The sequence below is a fragment of the Streptomyces sp. NPDC007983 genome, assembly GCF_042958345.1.
Taxonomy (GTDB): domain Bacteria; phylum Actinomycetota; class Actinomycetes; order Streptomycetales; family Streptomycetaceae; genus Streptomyces.
In genome coordinates this window covers 320653-336759 of sequence record NZ_JBIBJI010000006.1, presented here as the reverse complement: position 1 = coordinate 336759, position 16107 = coordinate 320653, and the positions used below count along the sequence as shown (strand labels likewise).

Genomic DNA, 16107 nt, shown 5'->3' with positions numbered 1-16107 from the left:
TCCATCGAACCATCCCTGTGGCGTCGACCTCGGCGGATAATGCGCCACATGGGAAAAGTGTACGAACGTATTGATGGCAGACTTCGCACATTTATCGAACAGCAGAAGATTTTCTTCACCGCCACCGCGCCACTGGCCGGGGACGGCACCGTGAACCTGTCCCCCAAAGGGGTGTCCGGTTCGTTCGCCGTACTCGACGAACTGACCGTGGCCTACCTGGACTTCTCCGGGAGCAACGCGGAGACCATCGCCCATCTGCGGGAGAACGGCCGCATCACGTTGATGTGGTGCGCCTTTGACGGGCCGCCGAACATCGTGCGAGTGCATGGGCGGGGTGAGGCGGTGTTCCGCGACGATCCGCGCTTCGCGGAGCTGGTCAAGCACTTTCCGGGGGTCGATGTGCGCTCGCACGGGCTGCGGGCGGTCATCGTGGTGACGGCCGAGCTGATCCGGGACACGTGTGGGTACGCGGTGCCCTTCATGGACTACCGCGAGGACCGCACGCTGCACGCCCAGCGGTTTCGGCGCGAGGACGACGAGGAGAAGCTGACCGCTTACTGCGAGCGGAAGGACCATGTCGCCAGCAGTCTGGACGGGCTGCCGGGGTTGCCGCTTCCGTTGCCACCGCTTTCGTTGTAGCCGCTGTCGTTGCCGCCGCTTTGGTTGTAGTGGCTTTCGTTGTAGCGACCAGATATCGAGACGGTCTTGCGTTACGGGGGCCGGGCGGCGTTCCATCACGCGGTGCGATCCGAACCCAAGAGCCCCGCAACGGACTCCCCGTCGTCCCCGTCGACGGAGCCCGCCGCCGGGCCAGCCGACCGGGCGGCCCGGCGGGCCGTCACCGTCTTCCCCCTGCTCGTCCTCGCCGCCGGAGTGGCGGGCCTGAGCACGCCCGGCACCTTCACCGGCTGGGCGCCGAGCGTTCCCTATCTGCTCGGCGTGATCATGTTCTGCATGGGGCTGACCATGACCCCGTCCGACTTCACGGGTGTGGTGAAACGGCCCTGGGCGGTGGCGCTCGGGCTGGTCGCCCACTACGTGATCATGCCCGGTCTGGGGTGGCTCATCGCCAACGGCCTGGGGCTGTCGCCGCAGCTGGCGGCCGGGGTCATCCTGGTCGGCTGCGCGCCGAGCGGTACGGCGTCCAATGTGGTGACGTATCTGGCGCGGGGTGATGTGGCGCTGTCGGTCTCGGTCGCCACCGTCTCCACGGTGCTCGCTCCGCTCGTCACCCCGCCGCTGACGTTGCTGCTGGCCGGGGAATTCCTGCCGGTGGACGCGCAGTCGATGGTCACCGACATCTTGAAGACGGTGCTGTTGCCGGTGGTGGGCGGCCTGGTCGTACGGCTGGTGGCCGGGCGTTACATCGCGCGGGTGCTGGGGGTGCTGCCGTGGTTGTCCGCCGTGACGATCGGCGTGATCGTGGCGGTGGTCGTCGCGGGCAGCGCGGAGGCGATCCGGTCTGCGGCGGGGCTGGTGCTGCTGGCCGTCGTTCTGCACAACGGGCTGGGGCTGGCGCTGGGGTACGCGGCGGGCAAGGTCGCCCGGCTGGGCGCGCCCGCGAGCCGGGCGATGGCCTTCGAGGTCGGCATGCAGAACTCCGGGCTCGCGGCGTCCCTGGCCGCCGCCCACTTCAGCCCCCTTGCCGCGCTCCCTGCGGCCGTGTTCTCGGTGTGGCACAACGTGTCGGGGGCGGTGGTGGCGGCGTGGATGTCGTACCGTGCCCGCAGGCCGGCCGGCTGACGGCCGTCACACGACGGCCGGTTCCCACGCCCGGTCGACCACCCGCACCAGCCCCTGGTCGGTGAGCTTGACCTGTGGCGACACCGGCAGGGTCATGGTCGAGATGCTCATGAAGGCGTTGCGGTGCCGCCAGCCCCACCCGTGCAGCGCCTCCCGTACGGCGGCGGCACCCTCGGCAACCCGGGGCGCGGGTGCCTGGGACAGCACGCCGCCCACCGGCAGCGGGAGGTGCACGGGATCCTGCCCGGTGACGGCCACGCAGATGCCGCCGCCCGATCCGATGACCCGGTTCGCCGCCGCGCGCAGCGCCGCCGCGCCAGTGGCGACGACGGTGAGGTTGTGGCTGTCGTGCGCGTACGTGGTCGCGACGGCACCCGGGGCGAGGTCGAAGCCGACCACCGGCGCCATGGCCCGGCGGCCCGAGCGGTGGTGGCGCTCGTACACCGCGAGCAGCGCCGTTCTGCCCTCCCAGTCCACGATGCCGTTCCTCACCGGCAGGACCACCTCGGCGGGCTCGGTGTAGGTGTCCACCGGATTCACCCGCAGCGCCCGGAAGGTGTGCTCCCCGTCGGGGAGGTCGGTCCGCCACCGGCAGTCGCCCTCGTCGAGCGGTGCGAGGCGGACGGAGGCGGCGAAGGGGTTGGCCGCGGGGGCCGGCGGGGCGTCATCGGCACCGTCCTCGACCACCCGGCCACCGCACACGACGGTCACCGGTGCCGGGTCCTCCAGGGCACGCAGCAGGACGAGGTCCGCCCGCTTCCCCGGGGCCACCACGCCGCGGTCGTCGAGGCCGAGGCGGCGGGCCGGGTGCAGGGTGAGCGCGCGCAGCACGGTCAACGGGTCGAGGCCGGCGTCCAGGGCGACCCTGGCGATGTGGTCCAGGTGTCCGCGTTCGAGGATGGCGTCGGCCGCCAGGTCGTCGGTGACCAGGCAGAAGTCCGGCAGGACGGGGAGTTCCCGGAGGCGCCGGACCAGTTCGGGGGTGAGGCACTTCTCCTGGAGCATCAGCAGCATCCCGAGCCGGGCCTTCTCGACCGCCACGTCGGGGGTGTTCTTGGTGTGGTCGGAGTCGATCCCGGCCCACAGATACTCGCCCAAGTCGTCCCCGGTCAGGTTCGGGCAGTGGCCGTCGAGGCGGACGCCCTTGCGCCGGGCCGCGTCGATGATCGACCGCATCCGTGGGGAGCCCGCCACCACGGCGCGGTAGTCCATCACCTCACCGAGGGTGGTCACCCCGTCCCAGTCGAGCATCTCGGCGATGTCGTCGGCGGTCAGCCGGGCCCCCGCGGTCTCGAAACCCTCAAGGGCGGGCACACAGGACGGCACGGCCCACAGCATGGTCTGAGCAGTCGTGCGGCCCTGCTCGATCATCCACGCCATGGCCTCCCGCCCGGCGACGTTGACGATCTCGTGCGGGTCCGCGAGGACCGTCGTCGTGCCGCGGCGCACGGTGATGCGGGCGAACTCGGCGGGCGTGAGCAGCGAGCTCTCGATGTGCATGTGGGCGTCGATGTACCCGGGCGCCAGCAGCAGGCCCTCGGCGTCCAGGACGCGGTCGGCTTCGATGCGTACGCCGGGCGCGGTGACGGCACGGATGAGGTCGCCGGTCACCACGACATCGGCCGGGACGATCTCACCGGTGTGCACCGAGACGACACCGGCACCACGGATGAGGAGGTCGCAGCGGCTTGGCATCGGCATGGGGACTCCTGCTCGTTTCCTGCTCGGGTGGGGGTGTGGTGCCTTCGGGGGCTACGCCGCGAGGCGGGCCGCGCCGTAGCGGTCGCGCAGACGGGACATCAGGAACCCGCGGAACGCCTCCGCGTCGACGCCGGACGCCACGCGCGCGTTGGGCGCGTGGCCGGTGCGCCCGTGGACGTCGGCGACCAGGGCGCCACGGGTGAACTCGCCCGCGCATTCCACGGTCACCCACGCGTCCGTCCACTCCAGGAGGTCGGGGCGGACGGCGGCGGCGACGGCCAGCGCGTCGTGGACGGCGCAGGCGCGCACCGTGTGGCGTCGCGCGTACCGGTCGATGAGGTGGCTCAGCATCCGTCCGGCCGCCGCGGTGACGGGTGCGCCGTCGGCGATGAGCGCCTCGGCGTCGGCGAGCGGGGTCAGCGCCTCGCGGGTGACGTCGAGGCCGACGATGCGCAGCGGCACCCCGGACTCGGTGACGTACCGGGCGGCCTCGGGATCGGCGTGGAAGTTGAACTCGGCGGCGGGCGTGGTGTTGCCGGGGGCGAACGCCGCGCCGCCCATGACGACGATCTCCTTGAGGCGCTCCCGGGTGTCGGGGTGGCCGTGCAGCAGCGCGGCGACGTTCGTGAGCGGCGCCGTCGCGATCAGGGTGAACTCGCCGGGCGCGGCGGCGCGGATCTGCCCGGCCGTCCAGTCGACGGCGTGTCCGGGGTGGGCGGCCCGGGAGGGCGCGGGCAGTTCCACGCCTCCCAGGCCGTACGCGCCGTGCACCGGCTCATCGGGCTGACGCAGCGCGCGGGCCAGCGGCCCCGCGTAGCCGCGCAGCACGGGCGTGGCGGCGGCGGGCGGGCCGATCAGGTCGCACACCCGCAGGGCGTTGTCGACCACTTGGTCGAGGCCGACGTTGCCGGCCACGGTGGTCACGCCCGCGACGTCGAGCTCCGGCGACGCGTACGCCAGCATCAGCGCGATGGCGTCGTCGATGCCCGGATCGCAGTCGATGACCACCCGTGAGGGGGCCCGGCTCATCCGGAGACCTCGCGCTGGAAGCGGTCCACCCACTCGTCGTTGTGCGCGACGGCGTAGTCCAGGTCAAGTGAGGTGAACCCGGCGGCGGCCGGGTCGCTCGCGGCCTTGCCCGACACCTTGGCGATGCTCTCGGGCAGTTCGGCGTCCTTGTTGACGGGCTTGTCGTCGAAGGTGGCGGCGGCCTTCTCCTGGACGTCGGCGGAGAGCAGGTAGTCGATGAACTTCTCGGCGCCGGCCTTGTTCCCGCTGCCCTTGACGATCTGGGCGGTGTTGGCGGCGACGTAGCGGCCCTTGTCGAACGGTGCCCAGGCGAGGGGCTTGCCGGACTTGACCGGGTCGACGGCGAAGAGGTCGAGGCCGGGGGCCATGTCGACCTCGCCGCGCTCCAGGAGACTGACCAGCTCGGTGCTGCGGTTGAAGTACTTGAGCACGTTCGGCTTGAGGTCGGAGAGCTTCTCGAAGCCGGCGTCGGAGTCCTTGGGGCCGGTGCCGTAGGTCGCGGAGACGGCCTCGAGGAAGGGCATGCCGGCGCTGGTGGACATGTCGGGGACGGCGACCTTGCCCTTGTGCTCGGCGTCCCACAGGTCCTTCATCGTGGGCGGCTCGGCGAACCTGTCGGTGCGGTAGAGCGTTCCGAGGAGCTGGTAGGTGTAGGCCGGACCGTAGCCGTCGGTGCTCCTGGCGAAGTCGTGGATCTTCGCCAGGTTCGGGATCTTCTTCGGGTCGATCTTCTCGAAGAGGCCCTGTTTCTGGCCCATGGCGGCGAAGAGGTCGGTGATCATGACGACGTCGGTGGTGGGGTTCGCCTTGTTGACCCGCAGCTTCGTCAGCCGGTCGGCGTTGGCGCCGGTCTCCACGGTGACCTTGATCCCGGTCTTCTTCTCGAACGGCTCGACGACCGTCTTCTCGAATTGGTCCGCGCCGAAACCGAAGGTGCTCACGGTGAGCTTCTTGGGGTCGGATCCGCCGGTCTCGGCGCAGCCGGCGAGGGAGAGGGAAACCAGGGCGACGGCCGCCGCACCGCTGAGGAGTCTGGTGGTACGGAGGGGACGAAGGGTACGGGTCATGCGGGACACTCCTGCTGTTCGGGGCTTGCCGGCCGGGCGTCTGCGTCGTCGCCGGGCAGTGCGACGGCCAGCGCCGGGGGGAGGTGGAGGCGTACCGACTCCCCCGCGCGCAGGCTGTCGTCGGCGGTGATGGCCTGGATGGTGCGGTCGCCGACGGTGGTCGTCACCGCGAAGTCGGTGCCGCGGAAGCGGACCGCGGTGACGGTCGCGTCGACCACCTCGCCGCCGGGGGGCGGCGGCTGGCCGGGAGTGAGGACGCCGATGTGCTCGGGCCGGATGGTGACCTGTCCCTTTCCGGGCAGTTCGAGGAAGTTCTCGTAGCCCAGGAACTCCGCGACGAAGCGGGTCGCGGGCGCCCGGAACACCTCGCGCGGAGGGCCCTGCTGGACGATCCGGCCACGGTCGAGGATCACCATGGAGTCGGCCAGTTCCAGCGCCTCTTCCTGGTCATGAGTGACCAGGATGGCGGTGAGCCCGGTCTCCCGCTGGACGCGCAGCAGCTCCTGGCGCATCTGGACCCGCAGCCGCGCGTCCAGATTGGACAGCGGCTCGTCGAGCAGCAGCACGGAGGGGCGGATGGCCACGGCGCGGGCCAGCGCCACCCGCTGCTGCTGACCGCCGGAGAGCTGCCCCGGCTTGCGCCCGGCGAGGTGGGCGAGGCCGACCAGCTCCAGCACCTCGCCGACCCGGGTACGGATCTCGTCGGCGGGCACCCCGCGCATCTTCAGTCCGAACGCGACGTTCTTCGCGACGGTCAGGTGGGGGAAGAGCGCGTAGGACTGGAACACCATGCCGATGTTGCGGCGCTCGGGCGGCAGGTGGGTGGCGTCCTGTCCGTCGAGCAGGATCGTGCCGGAGCTGGGCGTCAGGAATCCCGCGATCATCCGCAGGGTCGTCGTCTTGCCGCAGCCGCTGGGGCCCAGCAGGGCGGTGAACTTCCCGCGCTCCACCGAGAGATCGATGGAGTCCACGGCCACCGATCCGGAGAACTCCCGGGTGATGGCCCGGAGCTGGACCACCGGGGTCGTCTCCTCGGTGTGTTCGGCGCTCCGTGCGTTCCCTGTCGTCTTCCGGATCGTCTTCCGGGCGCTCTGCTGGATCATCTGGGCATCCCTACTTGCTGAAGACCTTGTTGAAGCCGACCAGCCGCTCGGTGACCAGGGCCACCAGCACGGTCGCCGCCAGCAGCAGCGTGCTCACGGCCGCGACGACCGGGTCGAAGGAGAACTCGACGTAATGGAGCATCGCCACCGGCAGGCTGGTGGTGCCGGGCCCGTTGAGCAGCAGCGACAGCGGCACGTTGTTGAAGGAGGTGAGGAAGGACAGCACCGCCGCGGAGACGATGCCGGGCGTCATCACCGGCAGGGTGATGTGGAAGAAGGTCCGGAGCGGCCCGGCCCCCAGCCCCCGCCCCGCCTCCTCCAGGGCGGGGTCCGCCATGGCGAGCGAGGCCCCGGTGACCCGTACCGCGTAGGGCAGCAGCAGCACGGTGTGCCCGATCAGCAGTGCCCCGAACGCGGTGATCCGCAAGGTCACCATCAACTGCTGGAACAGCGCGAAGCCCAGGACCAGCTCCGGCACGATCGCCGGTGAGAGGAACAGCGCCTCGACCGCCTTGTGCCCGCGGAACCGCCGCCGCTGGATGGCGAGCGCGGCCGGCACGCCGACGAGCAGGGCCAGGACGGTCGCCCCCGCGGCCACCAGCAGGCTGGTGCCGAGCGCGGCGTGGAACGGCTGGTAGGAGAAGGCCTTGCCGAACCACTTGCCCGACAGGCCGGGCGGCGGGAACTCCACCGTGTCACCGGAGGAGAAGGCGATCGCCACCACCAGCAGGATCGGCCCCAGCAGGAACAGCATGGCCAGCGCGGACAGCGCGGTGAGCATCGGACGGCCGCGCATCACACCGCCCCCACCTTCGCCAGCCGGCCGGATATCCAGCTCGCGCCCAGCACCAGGACCGTCATGATCAGGGCGACCGCGCTGGCCGCGCTCCAGTCGAGCTTCACATTGGCGTAGTCGTACAGCAGCGTGGCCAGGGTGCGGTTACGGGTGCCGCCGAGCAGCAGCGGGGTGGTGAACGCGGTGACCGCGCCGGCGAACACCAGGGTGGTGCCGACCAGCACCCCGGGGAGGGCGAGCGGCAGCACCACGCGCCGGAAGGCCCGGCCCGAGGTGGCCCCGAGCCCTCGGGCCGCCTCCTCCAGCTTGGTGTCGACATGGGACAGGGAGCTGTACGAGGTCAGGATCATGATCGGTGTGAAGAGCTGGGTGAGCCCGGCGACCAGGGCGAATTCGGTGTACAGCAACTGGGTGCCGCCGTCCATGATTTTGAGGTCGACCAGCAGGGTGCTGATCAGCCCGTTGCGGCCGAGGATGACCAGCCAGGAGAAGGTGCGGACGACGGTGGAGAGCAGCAGCGGGAAGACGGCGAGGGCGAGGAGCAGGCCCTGACGGCGCTTGGGCGCCCGGGAGACGAGGTAGGCCACGGGGAAGCCGAGGAGCAGGCAGATCACCGTGGTGAGGGCGGCAACCCGGATGGTACGGGCCGCGACCTCCAGCACGTAGCCGTCGCCGAGCATGCCGCCGAGCTTGCCCAGGACATCGGGGTCCTCGGCGGCGGGCGGAGCGAACAGGGTGCTGAGGAAGGGATAGAGGAAGCCGAAGGCGAGAAGGGCCACGCCCGGCAGGAGCAAGAGGCCGGATGCCGCTCTGCGTGACACGAGCCCACCCTTCTGAAGTCCGTGGAATCCGGTACGCGACTGACGCCGCGACCTGGGAAGAATGCCCGCAACCGGTTGCCGCAACCGGTTGCAGGCAAGCTACGCTAGGCCCGGGGAGGTCGTCAACGGCGGCCGGTAAACACCGTGTAACCAGCAACGAAGGCAGGGGTGGATGGTTCGGCTGACAGATGTCGCACGGGCCGCGGGCGTGTCCACGTCCACGGCGTCACGCGCGCTCAGCAGGCCCACGATGGTGGCGCCGGAGACCCGGGAACGAGTCGCCCGCGCAGCCAGCGAAATGGGATTCCGGCTCAACGCCACCGCGCGGGCCCTGACGACCGGCCGCACCGGACTCGTGGGGGTCATCGTCCCGACCCTCGCCAACCCCTTCTTCCCGCCCATCGTCACGGGCGTTCAGCAGGCACTCACCGAGGCGGGCGGAAACGTGCTGCTCGGGGTCTCCGACCGGTCGGCCGAACGGGAGCGGGAACTGGCGACCCAACTGGGGTCACGCGTCGACGGGCTCATCCTGGTGGCGCCGGTCAACGCCGACGCCGAGGTGCGCGGGATCGCCGAGCGACTGCCGGTGGTGACGGTGGACCGTACCGTCCCGGGGCTGCCGGGGGTCGTGGTGGACACCCCTGGCGGCGTGCGGAAGCTGATGGCACATCTGCTCGGCCTCGGCCACCGGCGCATCGCCTACCTCGGCGGCCCACCCGGCTCCTGGATGGACCGGCAGCGCCGGAAGGCGGCGCGGGAGGCGGTGGCGGAGGCCGGCGGTGAGCTGATCGTGCTGGACCCGGCGCCCCCGCAGTTCGACGCCGGGCTCGCCGCCGCGGAACACCTCGTACGGCGAGAGGAGCGGGTCACCGCCGTCATGGTCTACAGCAGCTACGTACTGCTCGGAATCCTCATGGGGCTGGGCAACGCCGGGCTGCGCGTCCCCGAGGACATCAGCCTCGCCGCCTCCGACGATCTGACCGTCATCGGCATGACCCAGCCGGGCAGCACCGCCCTGCACGTCCCCCTCGACGAAGCCGGCAGCGCGGCGTTCCGGCTGGTGCGGGAAGCACCGCCGGCCGGGGGGCGGCCACCGCGGGTCCGCATCCCGACCCGCCTGGTGGTGCGGGAGTCCACCGCCGCGCCGCGGCGCTGATTGTGCATCTAGCGGGCCTTCTGGGCCAGGCGGAGGAGGTGGTCGGCCAGGGCCTGGCCGCCGCTGGGGTCGCGGCTGATGAGGAGCACCGTATCGTCGCCCGCGATCGTGCCGAGGATGACGTGCAGCTCCGCCGAGTCGATGGCCGAGGCCAGGAACTGGGCCGCGCCGGGCGGGGTGCGGAGGACGACGAGGTTGGCGGACGCCTCCGCCGAGATGAGGAGTTCGCCCGCGAGCCGCGCCATCCGCGCCTCGCTCGCCGATTCGCCGAGCGGGGCGCGGGGGGTGCGGTCGCCGCCTTCGCTGGGCACCGCGTAGATCAGCTCGCCGCCGGTGTTGCGGATCTTCACCGCGCCCAGTTCGTCCAGGTCGCGGGAGAGCGTCGCCTGGGTGACGGAGAGTCCGTCGTCGGCGAGGAGCTTCGCGAGCTGGCTCTGGGAGCGGACCGGCTGCCGGTTCAGGATGTCCACGATCCGGCGGTGGCGGGCGGTGCGGGTCTGCGGCACGGACGGTCCGTTGTGGTTCGCGTCGGCGTCGTGCCCCGCCTCGGTGTGCTGGGCCTCGGTCATCGTCTCGTCAGTCTCCGGATCATCGTTCCCCTTGGCCCTCGTGTGCGGCGTCCAGAACGGCGGGCAGCTCCCGGAGCAAGGTGTCCACCGCGTCGTCGCCGACGACGAGCGGCGGCGCGAGCCGGACCACATCCGGCCCGGTCGCGTTCACCAGGAGTCCCGCGTCCTGAGCCGCCTGCTGCACCTGCGGCGCGAGGGACTCTGTGAGCACGATACCGAGCAGCAGCCCCGCGCCACGGACCTGGCCGATCAACGCGTGGTCGAGCGATTCGATTCCGTCACGCAGCCGCTCCCCCGCCCGCTTGACGCGATCGAGGATGCCGTCGGCCGCGATCGTGTCGAGGACGGCGACGGCGGCGGCGCAGCTGACGGGGTTACCGCCGAAGGTGGACCCGTGCTGACCTGGGGTCAGCAGGTCGGCGGCGGGGCCGAAGGCGACGGTGGCGCCGATGGGCAGGCCGCCGCCGAGGCCCTTGGCGAGGGTGACGACATCGGGTTCGACGCCCTGTGCCTGGTGCTCGAACCAGTGTCCGGTACGGCCGATTCCGGTCTGTACCTCGTCGACCACGAGCAGCGTGCCGGTGGCCCGGGTGATCTCGCGGGCGGCGGCGAGGTAGCCCGCCGGGGGGACGATGACGCCGTTCTCGCCCTGGATGGGCTCGACGATGACCAGCGCGGTGTCGGTGGTGACGGCCGCGCGCAGCGCCTCGGCGTCGCCGTACGGCACATGGGTGACGTCGCCCGGCAGCGGAAGGAACGGTTCCTGCTTGGCGGGCTGGCCGGTCAGGGCGAGCGCGCCCACGGTGCGGCCGTGGAAGCCGCCCTCGGTGGCGACCATATGCGTACGGCCGGTCCGCCGTCCGATCTTGAAGGCGGCCTCGACGGCCTCCGCGCCGGAGTTGGAGAAGTAGACCCGCCCGCTCCGGCCGAAGAGCTGGAGCAGCCGCTCCGCGAGCGCCACCGGGGACTCGGCGACGAAGAGGTTCGAGACGTGGCCGAGCGTGGCGACCTGGTCGGATACGGCCCGTACGACGGCGGGGTGGGCATGGCCGAGGGAGTTGACGGCGATACCGCTGACGAAGTCGAGGTATTCCTTGCCGTCCGCGTCCCACACCGTGGCGCCCTCGCCGTGGGTGAGCGGGACGCGCGGCGTCCCGTAGTTGTCCATCATCGCGCCCTGCCAGCGCCGCGTCAGCTCCGCGTTGCTCACTGGTCCGCCCCCTCATCATCGGCGTCCGGCACGACCATCGTGCCGATGCCCTCGTCCGTGAAGATCTCCAGCAGGATCGAGTGCTGCACCCGCCCGTCGATGACGCGCGCGGTGGTGACGCCGTTGCGTACGGCGTGCAGACAGCCCTCCATCTTGGGCACCATGCCGCTGGCCAGGTCCGGCAGCAGCTTCTCCAGCTCGCTCGCGCCGAGCTGGCTGATCACCTCGTCGCTGTCGGGCCAGTCCGCGTACAGGCCCTCGACGTCGGTGAGGACCATCAGCGTCTCGGCGCGCAGCGCGGCGGCGAGCGCGGCCGCCGCCGTATCGGCGTTGACGTTGTAGACGTGGCCGTCGTCGGAGCTGCGCGCTATGGAGGAGACGACCGGGATGCGGCCGTCGTCCAGCAGCGCCTGGATGGCGCCGGTGTCGATCTCGGTGATCTGGCCGACCCGGCCGATGTCCACCTGTTCGCCGTCGATCTCGGCGAAGTGCTTGGTGGCGGACATCAGATGGGCGTCCTCGCCGGTCATGCCGACGGCGAGCGGGCCGTGCTGGTTGAGCAGCCCGACCAGCTCGCGCTGCACCTGCCCGGCCAGCACCATCCGCACGACGTCCATCGCGTCGTCGGTGGTGACCCTCAGGCCCGCCTTGAACTCGCTCACCAGGCCGTGCCGGTCGAGCTGGGCGCTGATCTGCGGGCCGCCGCCGTGGACGACGACCGGGCGCAGCCCGGCGTGCCGGAGGAAGACGACGTCCTGCGCGAACGCGGCCTTCAGCTCCTCGTCCACCATCGCGTTGCCGCCGAACTTGATGACGACGGTCTTGCCGTGGTGGCGGGTCAGCCAGGGCAGCGCCTCGATGAGGATGCGGGCCTTGGGCTGGGCGGTGTGCTTGCGGGCGGTCGGCTGGTCGGCCTTGGGCTGGTGGTCCGCCTTCTGCGACGGGATCGGCTGGCTCATGAGGAGTACGCGCTGTTCTCGTGGACGTAGTCGGCGGTCAGGTCGTTGGCCCAGATGACGGCGGACGCGCTGCCCGCGGCCAGGTCGGCGGTGATCCGTACCTCCCGGTAGCGCATGTCGACCAGCTCGCGGTCCTCGCCGACCGAACCGTCCTTGCAGACCCATACGTCGTTGATGGCGACGTTGAGCTGGTCGGGCTCGAAGGCGGCGGAGGTGGTGCCGATCGCGGACAGCACCCGGCCCCAGTTGGGGTCCTCGCCGTGGATGGCGCACTTGAGGAGGTTGTTACGGGCGATGGAGCGGCCCACCTCCACGGCGTCGTCCTCGGTGGCCGCGCCGACGACCTCGATACGGATGTCCTTGGAGGCGCCCTCGGCGTCCCCGATCAGCTGCCGCGCGAGGTCGGCGCAGACGGTGCGGACCGCCTCGGCGAAGTCATCGGCGGCGGGGGCGACCCCGGAGGCGCCGGAGGCCAGCAGCAGCACGGTGTCGTTGGTCGACATGCAGCCGTCGGAGTCGATCCGGTCGAAGGTGGTGCGGGTGGCGTCGCGCAGCGCGGTGTCCAGCGCGGCGGCTTCCACGTCGGCGTCGGTGGTGAGCACGACGAGCATGGTGGCCAGGCCCGGGGCCAGCATGCCCGCGCCCTTGGCCATGCCGCCGACGGTCCACGCCCCGTCCGGGCCGGTGGCGACGGCCGTCTTGTGCACGGTGTCGGTGGTCTTGATGGCGATGGCGGCCTTCTCGCCCCCGTGCTCGCCGAGGGCCGCGGCGGCCGTCTCGATGCCGGACAGCAGGGGTTCCATGGGCAGCCGGATGCCGATGAGCCCGGTGGAGGCAATGGCGATCTCACCCGCGCTGTGCCCGAGGACGTCGGCGGTCTTCTCGGCGGTGGCGTGGGTGTCCTGGAAGCCGAGCGGGCCGGTGCAGGCGTTGGCGCCGCCGGAGTTGAGGACGACGGCGGAGACCTGGCCGCCCTTCAGGACCTGCTCGGACCAGAGCACCGGGGCGGCCTTGACGCGGTTGGAGGTGAAGACGCCCGCGGCGGCCAGCCGTGGTCCGTTGTTGACGACGAGAGCGAGATCGGGGTTCCCGTTCTCCTTGATCCCTGCCGCGACGCCCGAGGCGGTGAAGCCCTTGGCTGCCGTCACACTCATGGAGCGACTCCGATCGTGGAAAGTCCCAGCTCCTCGGGGAGGCCGAGGGCGATGTTCATGCTCTGGACCGCGCCGCCCGCGGTGCCCTTGGTGAGGTTGTCGATCGCGCTGATCACGATGACCCGGCCCGCCGCCTCGTCGAGGGCGACCTGGAGCAGGGCGGTGTTGGATCCGTACACGGCGGCGGTGGAGGGCCACTGTCCCTCCGGCAGGAGGTGGACGAACGGTTCGTCGCCCAGCGCCTTCTCGTACGTGGCGCGCAGCGTCCCGGCCGTCACGCCGGGCTTCGCCGGGGCGCTGCAGGTGGCCAGGATGCCGCGGGACATGGGGGCGAGGGTCGGGGTGAAGGAGACCGAGACCCGCTCCCCCGCCGCGGCCGACAGGTTCTGGATCATCTCCGGGGTGTGCCGGTGGCCGCCGCCCACGCCGTACGGGCTCATGGACCCCATGACCTCGCTGCCCAGCAGGTGCGGCTTGGGCGACTTGCCCGCGCCCGAGGTCCCGGTGGCGGCGACGATCACGGCCTCGGGCCCGACCAGCCCCGCCGCGTACGCCGGGAACAGCGCGAGCGAGACGGCGGTGGGGTAGCAGCCGGGAACCGCGACGCGCTTGGACCCCTCCAGCGCGGCGCGGGCCCCCGGCAGCTCGGGGAGGCCGTACGGCCAGGTGCCGGCGTGCGGCGAACCGTAGAACTTCTCCCAGTCGGCCGCGTCCTCCAGCCGGAAGTCCGCACCGCAGTCGATCACCAGCACCTGGTCGCCGAGCTGCTCGGCGACGGCGGCGGACTGCCCGTGCGGCAGCGCGAGGAACACCACGTCGTGCCCGGCCAGCGCCTCGGCCCCGGTCGGTGCCAGCACCCGGTCGGCCAGCGGGACCAGGTGCGGCTGGAGGGAGCCGAGCGGCTGTCCGGCGTTGGCGTTGCCGGTCAGCGCGCCGATCTCGACCTCGGGGTGCGCGAGCAGCAGCCGCAGCACCTCACCGCCCGCGTATCCGCTCGCTCCCGCCACCGCTGCGCGTATCGCCATTGCCATCCTCCCTCACGGATGGCATGACTATACGTTTGACGGCAGCTTTATGCAAAGAATATTCAGGCAGGACCCCTGTGCGCGCTAGGACCGCGTCGCCCTCCCGCACTCGTCACCGGCGGACTCGCCCCGCCCGACCGGCGTGCTGCGGTCGTACGGATCGACCTCCGCGCCGGCCTCGTCCGCCCGGCGGTCCGTGCCGAAGGGCGGGACGAAGTAGCCGGTGGGGGCGCCGCAGCCGCCGTTGGTCATGGCGTACTTGTACGAGACGATCGAGAACGTGCCCGGCTCGGTGATCACCTTGTCGGGGTTGTCCCAGCTCAGGATCAGCTCGCGCCGGACGATCGTGCGCACGATCTCGTCGTCGCCGCCGCCCGCGTCCGCGGGGGTGACCGGGTAGACGAAGGTGACGTCGGCGGTCACCTGGAGCGCGCCGCGCTCGCCCTCCCGGTAGGTGAGCCGGCCCCGGGTCTTCACGACGTCGCCGACCAGATGGGTGCGGGAGGGCTGGAAGCGGCTGAAGAGGAGGAGCGGGTCGTTCTTCTCGCTCGGGGTGCGGAAGGCGGTTTGCAGAAGGTCTTGGACGTCCTTCTGGTGCGGGTTGATCAGTGCGATCGCCTGGTCGGGGCGCTCGCCCCGCAGCACCCCGCGGTCCAGGGCGGACGCGACGAGGAAGTCCCGGCTGCGGGCGAGGGCCCGCTCGACCTCGGCCGCGCTCATCCAGCCGACCGCCCCGGCCTTCGGCACGGTGATCCCCGCCGCTCCGCTCGCCCAGCTCGCCGCCGGCGAGCCGCGGAACGGCTCCTCCGTGGTGGGGCGTCGGGCCGCCTCCGCCGGGGGTGCCCCGGTCGGGCGGGTGGTCTCGGCCGCCGACGGCGAGGAGTCGCCGCCGGCGAACAGGTCCACTATCCGCCCCGGCGCGAGCGCCACCACCAGCAGCACCAGCGAGGCGAGCAGCCCGGCCACGTACCAGCCCGTGCGCCGCTTGGGCGGCGCGGGCGAGTAGCCGCGCCAGACCTCCGGGCCGCGGCCGGGCTCCGCGCGCAGCCGGTTCGCCACGTCGCGGGCCCGCGCCGACGGCTCCTTGGGCGCGTCGGCGGCACCCGCCACCGACTCACGCAGAAACCGCTCCCACTCCTCGTCAGATCTGGACGAGCCGTCCGGCTCCGTACCCGCACCCATCCCCAGCCCCCTGGCAGTCAGCAGAACGCGGCCCACTCCCCTGGGACGCGTCCGCATAATGACACAGAGCGCCGACAGCGAGGCCGGACGCGGCAGCCTTACCCCGTCACGCCCCCGTGGTGACCGCGTGCTCGCCGACGCGCCACCGCGAGGATTCCCGTCATGAGGGCGAGCGCGAACAGCGCCAGTCCGCCGATGATCACCGGATTCACCCAGCCGGGCACCAGCTCGGCCGCCGAGCCGCCCTCCGTGACGCACTGCGCGCTGATCGGCAGCGTCGCGCGCGTCACGATGTGATCTCCCGGCAGCCCCCGCACCGCGCACATCTGATCCGGATCCAGGACGTAGAACCCCGACATCACCCCCCACGTGTACGCGCCGAATGCCGCCGCGCCCGCCATGACCATCACCAGCACGCACGTCGTGACGCTCGGCAGATGCCACCCGCAGCCCGGCAGCCGGCTGTAGGCCCGCAGCGCGAGCCCCAGGGCGGCGCCCGCGAACACGAGCGGCATCAGGAGCGGCGCGAAGACCAGGGTCACCATCACAAAGCTCGCCATGCTCGCCCAGACATCGCCCGGACAAGGCTGGT

At 71.7% G+C, this 16107-nt stretch carries 16 protein-coding genes; 3 read left to right on the top strand and 13 right to left on the bottom strand.

Annotated features, from left to right (window positions below):
- Nucleotides 1-48: 48 nt before the first annotated feature.
- Nucleotides 49-639, top strand: coding sequence for a pyridoxamine 5'-phosphate oxidase family protein (locus ACFZCY_RS21295; protein ID WP_391175953.1), 591 nt, complete (start codon nt 49-51; stop codon nt 637-639).
- 102 nt (nt 640-741) lie between these two features.
- Complete coding sequence (locus ACFZCY_RS21290; RefSeq protein WP_391175239.1) at nt 742-1743, top strand: bile acid:sodium symporter; 1002 nt, start codon at nt 742-744, stop codon at nt 1741-1743.
- 6 nt (nt 1744-1749) lie between these two features.
- Here ACFZCY_RS21290 and ACFZCY_RS21285 read toward each other — a convergent pair whose 3' ends face one another.
- The 6 genes from ACFZCY_RS21285 to ACFZCY_RS21260 are packed head-to-tail and all read right to left on the bottom strand — an operon-like array spanning nt 1750 to nt 8260.
- Nucleotides 1750-3444, bottom strand: coding sequence for an adenine deaminase C-terminal domain-containing protein (locus tag ACFZCY_RS21285; RefSeq protein WP_391175236.1), 1695 nt, complete (start codon nt 3442-3444; stop codon nt 1750-1752).
- A 51-nt stretch (nt 3445-3495) separates the two neighbouring features.
- On the bottom strand, nt 3496-4473 hold the full coding sequence (locus ACFZCY_RS21280; protein ID WP_391175232.1) for a nucleoside hydrolase: 978 nt from the start codon (nt 4471-4473) through the stop codon (nt 3496-3498).
- Complete coding sequence (locus ACFZCY_RS21275; RefSeq protein WP_391175229.1) at nt 4470-5540, bottom strand: extracellular solute-binding protein; 1071 nt, start codon at nt 5538-5540, stop codon at nt 4470-4472. Before ACFZCY_RS21275 ends, ACFZCY_RS21280 begins: the two co-directional genes overlap by 4 nt.
- Nucleotides 5537-6643, bottom strand: a complete 1107-nt coding sequence (locus ACFZCY_RS21270; protein WP_391175226.1) for an ATP-binding cassette domain-containing protein — start codon at nt 6641-6643, stop codon at nt 5537-5539. Before ACFZCY_RS21270 ends, ACFZCY_RS21275 begins: the two co-directional genes overlap by 4 nt.
- A 10-nt stretch (nt 6644-6653) precedes the next feature.
- Nucleotides 6654-7439: an ABC transporter permease subunit gene (locus ACFZCY_RS21265; protein WP_391175224.1), complete on the bottom strand. Its 786-nt coding sequence runs from the start codon at nt 7437-7439 to the stop codon at nt 6654-6656.
- Complete coding sequence (locus ACFZCY_RS21260) at nt 7439-8260, bottom strand: ABC transporter permease subunit (protein WP_391175220.1); 822 nt, start codon at nt 8258-8260, stop codon at nt 7439-7441. The genes ACFZCY_RS21265 and ACFZCY_RS21260 overlap by 1 nt, the downstream gene beginning before the upstream one ends.
- A gap of 172 nt (nt 8261-8432) precedes the next feature.
- Here ACFZCY_RS21260 and ACFZCY_RS21255 point away from each other — a divergent pair, with 172 nt between their 5' ends.
- Nucleotides 8433-9416: a substrate-binding domain-containing protein gene (locus tag ACFZCY_RS21255; protein WP_391175216.1), complete on the top strand. Its 984-nt coding sequence runs from the start codon at nt 8433-8435 to the stop codon at nt 9414-9416.
- A gap of 8 nt (nt 9417-9424) precedes the next feature.
- On the opposite strand, the gene ACFZCY_RS21250 is transcribed toward ACFZCY_RS21255, so the two are convergent.
- From ACFZCY_RS21250 to ACFZCY_RS21220, 7 genes are all read right to left on the bottom strand, one after another.
- Nucleotides 9425-9985 carry an arginine repressor gene (locus ACFZCY_RS21250; protein ID WP_391175213.1) on the bottom strand — a complete coding sequence of 187 codons (561 nt, stop codon included), beginning with the start codon at nt 9983-9985 and terminating at the stop codon, nt 9425-9427.
- A 19-nt stretch (nt 9986-10004) separates the two neighbouring features.
- Entirely contained in the window at nt 10005-11195 is a 1191-nt protein-coding gene (locus ACFZCY_RS21245) for an acetylornithine transaminase (protein ID WP_391175210.1), read from the bottom strand.
- Nucleotides 11192-12154, bottom strand: coding sequence for an acetylglutamate kinase (gene argB, locus ACFZCY_RS21240; protein ID WP_391175206.1), 963 nt, complete (start codon nt 12152-12154; stop codon nt 11192-11194). The genes ACFZCY_RS21245 and argB overlap by 4 nt, the downstream gene beginning before the upstream one ends.
- Nucleotides 12151-13308, bottom strand: coding sequence for a bifunctional glutamate N-acetyltransferase/amino-acid acetyltransferase ArgJ (argJ, locus tag ACFZCY_RS21235; protein ID WP_391175203.1), 1158 nt, complete (start codon nt 13306-13308; stop codon nt 12151-12153). Before argJ ends, argB begins: the two co-directional genes overlap by 4 nt.
- Complete coding sequence (gene argC, locus ACFZCY_RS21230; protein ID WP_391175200.1) at nt 13305-14333, bottom strand: N-acetyl-gamma-glutamyl-phosphate reductase; 1029 nt, start codon at nt 14331-14333, stop codon at nt 13305-13307. The genes argJ and argC overlap by 4 nt, the downstream gene beginning before the upstream one ends.
- 84 nt (nt 14334-14417) lie before the next feature.
- Nucleotides 14418-15515 (bottom strand): hypothetical protein, encoded by a 1098-nt coding sequence (locus tag ACFZCY_RS21225; protein WP_391175195.1) that lies wholly within the window; start codon nt 15513-15515, stop codon nt 14418-14420.
- 98 nt (nt 15516-15613) lie between these two features.
- Nucleotides 15614-16060: a hypothetical protein gene (locus ACFZCY_RS21220; protein ID WP_391175192.1), complete on the bottom strand. Its 447-nt coding sequence runs from the start codon at nt 16058-16060 to the stop codon at nt 15614-15616.
- Nucleotides 16061-16107 lie beyond the last annotated feature (47 nt).

Bases quoted from the DNA above. Each gene is read 5' to 3' on its own strand.
- ACFZCY_RS21295 (WP_391175953.1), top strand. From the start codon at position 49: ATGGGAAAAGTGTACGAACGTATTGATGGCAGACTTCGCACATTTATC.
- ACFZCY_RS21285 (WP_391175236.1), bottom strand. From the start codon at position 3,444: ATGCCGATGCCAAGCCGCTGCGACCTCCTCATCCGTGGTGCCGGTGTC.
- ACFZCY_RS21280 (WP_391175232.1), bottom strand. From the start codon at position 4,473: ATGAGCCGGGCCCCCTCACGGGTGGTCATCGACTGCGATCCGGGCATC.
- ACFZCY_RS21275 (WP_391175229.1), bottom strand. From the start codon at position 5,540: ATGACCCGTACCCTTCGTCCCCTCCGTACCACCAGACTCCTCAGCGGT.
- ACFZCY_RS21270 (WP_391175226.1), bottom strand. From the start codon at position 6,643: ATGATCCAGCAGAGCGCCCGGAAGACGATCCGGAAGACGACAGGGAAC.
- ACFZCY_RS21265 (WP_391175224.1), bottom strand. From the start codon at position 7,439: ATGCGCGGCCGTCCGATGCTCACCGCGCTGTCCGCGCTGGCCATGCTG.
- ACFZCY_RS21255 (WP_391175216.1), top strand. From the start codon at position 8,433: ATGGTTCGGCTGACAGATGTCGCACGGGCCGCGGGCGTGTCCACGTCC.
- ACFZCY_RS21250 (WP_391175213.1), bottom strand. From the start codon at position 9,985: ATGACCGAGGCCCAGCACACCGAGGCGGGGCACGACGCCGACGCGAAC.
- argB (WP_391175206.1), bottom strand. From the start codon at position 12,154: ATGAGCCAGCCGATCCCGTCGCAGAAGGCGGACCACCAGCCCAAGGCC.
- argJ (WP_391175203.1), bottom strand. From the start codon at position 13,308: ATGAGTGTGACGGCAGCCAAGGGCTTCACCGCCTCGGGCGTCGCGGCA.
- argC (WP_391175200.1), bottom strand. From the start codon at position 14,333: ATGGCGATACGCGCAGCGGTGGCGGGAGCGAGCGGATACGCGGGCGGT.
- ACFZCY_RS21225 (WP_391175195.1), bottom strand. From the start codon at position 15,515: ATGGGTGCGGGTACGGAGCCGGACGGCTCGTCCAGATCTGACGAGGAG.
- ACFZCY_RS21220 (WP_391175192.1), bottom strand. From the start codon at position 16,060: ATGGTGACCCTGGTCTTCGCGCCGCTCCTGATGCCGCTCGTGTTCGCG.